The organism is Paenibacillus sp. 1_12 (genome assembly GCF_900114475.1).
In the GTDB taxonomy this organism is placed as follows: Bacteria; Bacillota; Bacilli; order Paenibacillales; family NBRC-103111; genus Paenibacillus_S.
Genome location: NZ_FOTE01000050.1, coordinates 1 through 7,311, shown reverse-complemented (window position 1 = coordinate 7,311; position 7,311 = coordinate 1). Strand labels below are relative to the sequence as shown.

The 7,311-nt window shown below is 45.7% G+C and carries 8 protein-coding genes; 2 read left to right on the top strand and 6 right to left on the bottom strand.

The genetic code is table 11. The features are described from left to right. From BM210_RS33820 to BM210_RS36055, 6 genes are all read right to left on the bottom strand, one after another. Window positions 1-450, bottom strand: a 450-nt coding sequence (locus tag BM210_RS33820) for a flagellar cap protein FliD N-terminal domain-containing protein (protein ID WP_143101176.1), incomplete at its 3' end; no start/stop codon positions are given. A gap of 77 nt (window positions 451-527) precedes the next feature. Continuing rightward, a complete protein-coding gene (locus BM210_RS33815; RefSeq protein ID WP_091176189.1) occupies window positions 528-956 on the bottom strand; it encodes a hypothetical protein in 429 nt (142 codons plus the stop codon). A gap of 171 nt (window positions 957-1,127) precedes the next feature. Next, window positions 1,128-1,832, bottom strand: coding sequence for a response regulator transcription factor (locus BM210_RS33810; protein WP_091177063.1), 705 nt, complete (start codon window positions 1,830-1,832; stop codon window positions 1,128-1,130). Window positions 1,833-2,544: 712 nt separating this feature from the next. Then, entirely contained in the window at window positions 2,545-3,243 is a 699-nt protein-coding gene (locus BM210_RS33805; protein ID WP_091177062.1) for a response regulator transcription factor, read from the bottom strand. Window positions 3,244-3,250: 7 nt separating this feature from the next. Next, window positions 3,251-4,951 carry a sensor histidine kinase gene (locus tag BM210_RS33800; RefSeq protein WP_256224225.1) on the bottom strand — a complete coding sequence of 567 codons (1,701 nt, stop codon included), beginning with the start codon at window positions 4,949-4,951 and terminating at the stop codon, window positions 3,251-3,253. A gap of 70 nt (window positions 4,952-5,021) precedes the next feature. Continuing rightward, window positions 5,022-5,399, bottom strand: coding sequence for a hypothetical protein (locus tag BM210_RS36055; RefSeq protein WP_256224224.1), 378 nt, complete (start codon window positions 5,397-5,399; stop codon window positions 5,022-5,024). A 934-nt stretch (window positions 5,400-6,333) separates the two neighbouring features. Here BM210_RS36055 and BM210_RS33785 point away from each other — a divergent pair. Further along, the gene (locus BM210_RS33785; RefSeq protein ID WP_091177059.1) at window positions 6,334-6,627 is read left to right on the top strand and encodes a transposase; all 294 of its coding nucleotides are present in this window, start codon (window positions 6,334-6,336) and stop codon (window positions 6,625-6,627) included. After that, window positions 6,627-7,311: IS3 family transposase (locus BM210_RS33780; RefSeq protein WP_143101175.1), on the top strand; the 685-nt coding region annotated here is incomplete at its 3' end. The genes BM210_RS33785 and BM210_RS33780, both read left to right, overlap by 1 nt.

The window sequence follows — 7,311 nt, the reverse complement described above, 5'->3', positions numbered from 1 at the left end:
CTTCGTAGTCTTGCCGCCTATCGTAATGTTGAACTGATTGGTGCCTTTGCTTACAACGGACGGGTCTGCTTTAGACAAAAATGTTCCATTGTTCGTTTGGGAAGTCGCGATCGCATTCACTTTAACTTCATAAGTTTTGCTCGCAGCTCCGGCCGATGCAGTTGCAGTAACCTTCTTGCTGTCCGATGATTCCGCCGTCCTTGCTTGGAAAGATGAATTATCCTTCTGCATTAATTTTTGCGCCGATGCTTGCATATCCTGCGCAGATTTCAAAAAATTAATAATCCCGGTTGCTGCTGTCTTGATATATTGCTCATAAGGCTTGCTCCTCGAAACGAACTTTGAGAATAAAGATGGGTTCGCACCCAGACTATTGGAAGATTGGGAACTCAAAGACGTCGTTCTGCTAATCGGATTCATCAAGTTATACGAGTTAATCGATATCGTCATCCGTTTACCCCTCCATACTGTCGCACAATATATAATGTTAATTTCTGCTTCAACATAAATTTGCTATGGTTTCATCATCATAATTTACGGGGGGCGTATCCATCTGACCTCAGTGAGGCATACTTGCTCGATCGCACGAACTCGCGATGGGCTTCCTGAATCGCGTTCGAGCGCATCAGCAGCTCCTCGGAACCACCATGCTTCAGTTGCCCGGCAATCTGCATCAGCTTGAACGTGTTGTAATAGTTCGCATCCGCTTTGCTACGGCTATGCTGTAGTGCGTCCTCATACGCTTGGCGTTCCATCGAGAGGCTCATTGCTTGATCATGTAGATTGGGATCATGTTGCTGTAAGTAGTCCATTTCGTCGGTGCGTAACTTCTTGCCCAGCATGAGCATATTTCGAATAGATGCTAAACTCGACTGATCCTTCGTCGCGCGTGCGTCCTTGCATTGCTGCATCGCTTTGAAATAATCACTGACCGGCTGCACGGATTTTACATTCACGCCATTCCCCCCTAATTACAAATATCGTCACATGCAACGATGCCTTGGTCCAAGTATCTGGTTGTATATACCATCTCCCATGACAGCTAGCTTTTCTTCGTCAAAAACCTACAAATATTACTTCTAATTTATCATGGTAGATTGTTCTATATATGAAACTTAAAGAAAACTTTAAGTTCGCGCTTGCAACGCACTTCTGGCAACCAACATATATCCGGCCCCCCGAATCGTAATGATTCTCTCAGGATTGACAGGGTCAGCCTCGATTTTTTTGCGTAAATTACTGATGTGTACAGCGACCGTTCTCGTATCCTCCAGACCCTCCATTCCCCAGATGAGCTGAAACAACGAATCGACACTGACGACACGGTTGACGCTTTGTGCCATATAGGACAGTAGACTGAACTCTTTTTTCGATAAAAAGATGGTTTCACTACCCATGATGACGGACTGTGCATAGAAATCCAGCGTCAAACCCGGTAACTCCAGCAGCTGTTCCATTCTGCCCGTCGACACTCTGTGAAGGTGCGCCTTGATCTTCGCCATGAGTACTCCCGGACTGAACGGCTTAGTCACATAATCGTCGCCGCCATAGGATAATGCGCTGATTTTCACCTCGTCTTCCTCACGGCTGCTCAGAAACACGATCGGCGCATTCGTGTAGCTACGTGCATTCCTGCACCAATCTATGCCGTTTTCATTAGCCAGCAGTACATCCAGTACAATCAAATCCGGCTCGAAAGACTCAAGCAGCTTCATGGCTTCTGTCCCGCTATGACTGTAGGAGGATATGAAACCCTCACGCTCGCAATACACCTGAACAATCTCGCATATATGGGGATCATCATCGACGATCATGATTTTGTGAGTGTCCACCACACCGTCACCTTCCTTCATTTACAATACAAGGAAGCGATACATAGAATATCGACCCCGTCTTGCCGTCACTCTCCGCTCGAACCGTCCCTCCATACGCCGCACAGCCGCTTGGACCAACCCAACCATCAGATAAACCATATGCAGAACAATCATCACACCGATAGGGGCACCATAGCCTCGTTTTTCTCCTGAAGTATGTTAAATTATAGCGATTTTCCTCCTTGTATTTTATCATGGTAGATTAGCCCATCAATGAAACTCAAAGAAAACTTTAAGTTCGCGCTCGAGATAAAGCATGCCAAAGAAACAGATTACAAAGATAATTAGCTGTAAGAACGTTGATTCGATGCGATATTAAGCAACTGTAACAGATGCCGCGGCAAAGTGGTCGCTTCCCGCATACGGGGCATGTGGAGTGCTTAATATTGACGGTATTAAAGCAAAAGATGAAATGTGACAGGTTCGAGAATAGAAAAGAAGATCGCCCGTCACCCTTCCTTCTTGGTCAGGATACTGGCGAACTTCTACTAGGGTAAATAGGGACTAGGCGTTTCTGTGTCTTGACTAAAGTTTTTTAGGCCGTTGCCTGCAACTTGTATTCGTTAATTCAATGATGCGTCATTTAATAAATTCCATTCTTTGCACCGTTCCGCGGCGTCCATCTTCTTGATACCGCGCCATGTTTACACTACCAACCTAAACGCTATGTTCACGCTTGAACAGCACTTCTGGCAACCAGCATATATCCGGCCCCCCGAATCGTAATGATTCTCTCAGGCTTGGCAGGGTCAGCCTCGATTTTTTTGCGTAAATTACTGATGTGTACAGCGACCGTTCTCGTATCCTCCAGACCCTCCATTCCCCATATGAGCTGAAACAACACATCGACACTGACGACACGATTAACGTTTTGTGCCATATAGGACAGTAGACTGAACTCTTTTTTCGATAAAAAGATGGTTTCACTACCTATATTGACAGACTGCGCGTAGAAATCCAACGTCAAACCCCGTAACTCCAGCAGTTGTTCCCTTCTCCCCTTTGACACTCTGCGAAGATGAGCCTTGATCTTCGCCATGAGTACTCCCGGACTGAACGGCTTGGTCACATAATCGTCGCCCCCATAGGATAATGCGCTAATTTTCACCTCGTCTTCCTCACGGCTGCTCAGAAACACGATCGGCGCATTCGTGTAGCCACGTGCTTTCCTGCACCAATCAATGCCGTTTTCATTAGCCAGCAATACGTCCAGTACAATCAAATCCGGCTCGAACGATGTAAGCAGCTTCATGGCTTCTGTCCCGCTATGACTGTAGGAGGATATGAAACCCTCCCTCTCGCAATACACCTGAACAATCTCACATATATTGGGATCATCATCGACGATCATAATTTTGTGCGTGTCCATCACACCGTCACCTTCCTTCATTTATAATACAAGGAAGCGATACATAGAATATCGATCCCATCTTGCCGTCGCTCTCCGCTCGAACCGTCCCTCCATGCGCTTTTACGATTTCCCTGCAAATCGCCAGCCCGAGCCCGCTGCCTTCTACTCCCTTCTCCACACCCGGTTGATCATACTTGTAATTGCGATCGAAGATTTGCTCAAGCTGATCTGGAGGAATACCTGTGCCAGAATCTTGTACGCTAATTGTGGCATAGCGGGTATGATTCACCTCGTCCACAGCTAGCGCAATACGCACCAACCCACCCCTAGAGGTGAACTTCATCGCGTTCGACACTAGATTAAACAACGCCTGCTCTAATCTTTGCCCATCCATCTCGACAACAGGCAAGTTCGGGCGCTGATCTTCCGCATCTCCGATATCCAGCATGAAATCCAACCCTGCGTCACGCACAACCAGCTCATATTGTTCAAAAAAACGACGCAAGAAGTGAACCACATGAACCGGCTCCATTCGGTACGAGACTTGTCCCGTCTCCAAATGCGACAAGAAGGACAACTCCTCGATCATACGGTTAATCCTTATCGTGTTATCCCGGATATACTTCAGGTACTGTTCATTGCGTTCCGGCTTGACCCTGTCCTGCACAGCTTCTACATAACCAAGCATGCTGGACAGCGGCATACGCAGATCATGCGTAATATAGGCAAGAAGCTTTTTTCTCCCTTGCTCGGAGTGAAGCAACCGGTCATACGAAGTGCGGAGATCATCATGAGCTGCGGATAAGGCCTGTGTGCGTTCCTGCACGGTCCGTTCCAAATTCATATTCATTTCGGTCAGCTTGTTGTTAGCGTCCTGCAGCTCACGTGCAATCCTCTCCTCGTTCGATGCCGCCCTCGTAAATCTCGAAGAAAGCAGCATCATCTGTGCGATCGTAAACACCAACAGACCAAGCGGAGATGTATTTCCGATTCGTGACCATTCGTTGTAATATAAAAAATCGTTGATGACCGTCACTAAAGCAACCATCGACACCAGCAGGAAGATCAGCGCTCCCTCCATACGCCACACAGCCGCTTGGACCAGCCCAACCATCAGATAAACCATATGCAGAACAACCATCACACCGATCATCAGTAACATTTTTGTATATATAATGGCAGGGGTCACCACAATAACGATACAGAATGCGCTGGTTACGATCCGCGTGCCAAGATGAAACCATCGCGACACATAATTCGGAAAAATGCTATCAAAGTACATCGTGATGATATAACCACTGCTGCAAAGAATCAGGTACTCGATCTTGAACTGCAATCCCCATGGAAAAGCTGGCCATATTTGTGTAATCATGAGCTCTCCGACCAGCAAGGATCGGATACCGAACAACAAGGTGAACAGACCAAAATACAATGGAGCCCTGTCTTTGCGTCGCAGTATGAACAACAGCAGGTGATACACGCCAATCACCAGAAGGCTTGCGGTGATGAACATTTCAGCAGCGATTTTCAGATTTGTCCTGACCGTTAACACATCACTGCCGCCCAACTCGATATACTTGGTGATGCCGCCTCGCTTATGATGGAAATTGGCTACTTGCATAACCAGCTCCACCGTGTCATTCTCGGGCTGGAAGAACACCAGCTTCGTTTCCAGATGCGGGGTCACGCCACTCTTGTCCTGACCAACAACACCAACTTCTGCCAACAGCTCTCCATTCACCCATAATTTATACGCATGAAAGATGGTAGGCAGCCGCAGAGCAAGCCGCTCATTCCTAGCCTGCTCGCCTAAGCTCTATGACCACCCGAAAGGTTGCAAAGCCTGTACCGTTCAGCTGCTGACCATCTAACCGATAGCCTAGCCAGGAGCTCGGGATGCTGATCCAGCGGTCATGATTTCCGTCCCTTGCCGAACGAATCTGTATGTCCTCAGGCGACAGCAGCTCTTGCCAGTAGAACGCCCACTCCCCTTGTAACTTAAGCGGATTCTCACTGACATGAACCTGCGTTAAATCCAGTATGCCTTCTTCACTTTGGAGCTTAGGGGAGTCCGGTGCAAAGATGACGGCATAGCTTGCAATCAAACCAATAACAACGGCAGCAACTATATGAAGTAAGATCGTACGAGAAACGAATTGGAGAATACCCCTCATTATGAACCCAAACCCCAATCTGCAAGAGAGCAATAAGTAAGTTGATTATCTAAATAATATCATCTTTAAAGGAAAATGTACCCTGCGAATATCTGCGAAGCGTTGAACACAAACATCGCGATGAGGTCCTTTTTTGAACGTAAGAAAAAACCGTCCACCTCAGGACGGTTCATTAATGTGCAAACCCAAGTTTTTAGCAAGAAGAAGGGGACGGGTAACGAAACAGACTCACCGATGCAGATCACAGCGGTAGATTCAGACGCCGTTTTCTTAACCCACAATGGGGCGTCTTGCATCGAAGATATTTCCCATGATTTTGCGGGGGCCCCATAGCCTCCATTTCTTTCGTTCGACCCGTTTGGCCACCACAAACACAGAAGCCCGAATACTAAATACATTCGGGCTTCAATATACAGGTAAATGCGGCTCTTAACTACTACTTCCTTACGAGCGACACACAGCACTCCACATGTGTGGAGACCGTGAATGGGATATATTAGTTTTAAGTTTGCCATATTATATTACTAAAAGTTAAATCATTTGATAATTCAAATTTTAGGCTATAACTCTTCCACTCTGATATAACCCTATTATTGGAATCACAATAAAAAACCATCTTATTAAAAGTTAGCGCTTCTATAATTTCAAATTTTAGCAATGAAAGATGTTTTTCAGTAACCCATTGCTTCAATCTTGGGGGAAGACCATCTTTAATAAAATAAAACTGATTTAGAAATTCTTTTGTAATTAACTGATCATAACTACGACAAAGCATATCAGATACTAGCAAATTAAGATCAACAATGTAAATAAAAAAGCAATCTTTATTAAAAGTAAAACACATTTGGCTATGATCATAGCTTACTACATTTGACCCAGCCTTGAATAGATAGACACATAGAAAACCTCTATAATAAAAGTGGAGGGATATACTATGGGGCAACGGAAGAAGTTTGATAAAGCATTTAAGGAACAAGTTGTATTGCGAATACTAGCTGGAGAAACAACATTTGTGGATGCGGCGAAGGAACTGGATGTTCATTACACCACAGTCCGAGACTGGGTGAAATTTTATAAACAAGACGGAGACAGTGCGTTTCCAGGTAGCGGTAACCTTAAGGCTGAGGATGATGAGATACGTAAGCTTCGAAAGCAGTTAGTGGATCTCAAGGAAGAGAATGATATTCTAAAAAAGGCGGCAGCCTACTTCGCGAAAAATCAGAAATAATGAGGTTCAAATTTATCTTTGAACACCGCTTCGAGTTTCGGATTGCGAAGATGTGCCAGGCTCTTGGCGTCTCAAGAAGCGGCTATTATGCTCATATCAAGCGACCGGAAAGCAAACGTAGCAAAGCGAACCGAGAGCTGCTTGATTCGATAAAAGACATCCACACGAACAGTCGCAGAATCTACGGATCGCCGCAGATTACTAAGAATTTACCGTCAGATAAGAAAGCTAGTCGGGGCCGTGTTGCGCGGTTAATGCGAGCTAACGGGATCCGATCGAAAGTGGTAAAGAAATACAAAGCAACAACAAATTCAAACCACAATCTGCCTGTTGCAGATAACATCGTGAACCAGGACTTTACAACGAGCAAACCCAATGAAAAGTGGTTGAGTGATATTACCTACATAGCAACTGCTGAAGGATGGCTTTATCTCGCTGGCGTGTTGGATTTACATGGCCGAAAACTCGTAGGTTGGGCGATGGATAGTCGTATGAAAACAGAGCTTGTCTGTTCTGCTCTGAAGCAGGCAATTGGTCGCACAGGTGCATCCAAAGGACTTATTGTACATTCTGATCGCGGCGTTCAATACGCCAGTAAAGGCTACCAGAAACTTCTTGAGAAGAACGGATTTATCTGCAGCATGAGTCGCAAAGGAAACTGTTATGATAATTCTCCAATGGAAT